General features: G+C 45.6%; 1 protein-coding gene. It reads left to right on the forward strand.

What is annotated here, in order from left to right; translation table 11 throughout:
* The coding region (locus tag ACQR30_RS09085) for a glycoside hydrolase family 88 protein (RefSeq protein ID WP_429734240.1) at window positions 1–338 on the forward strand (338 nt) is incomplete at both ends.

Here is a 338-nt window from a genome sequence, read left to right on the forward strand (position 1 = left end):
AATGGATGGGTCATGATGGCACAAGCAGATTTGCTCTCTGTTTTACCCGAGGACTATCCGCAAAGGAATGCACTTATTACGCTTTTTAAACAAAATGTTGCGGGGGTGGCTCGATATCAAAGTAGCACCGGACTTTGGCACCAGTTGTTGGATAAGCCAGATTCTTATTTGGAAACAAGTTGTTCGGCTATGTTTACCTACGCTATTGCTCGTGGTGTAAATCGCGGTTGGTTGCGATCAGATTTTGCACAAGTTGCCTATTATGGTTGGAGAGGCATTGAAAGTAAAATAACAGCCGACGGAGATGTTACCGCTATTTGCCCGGGTACCGGTCTAGC

Source organism: Arachidicoccus sp., assembly GCF_050436765.1.
In the GTDB taxonomy this organism is placed as follows: domain Bacteria; phylum Bacteroidota; class Bacteroidia; order Chitinophagales; family Chitinophagaceae; genus Arachidicoccus.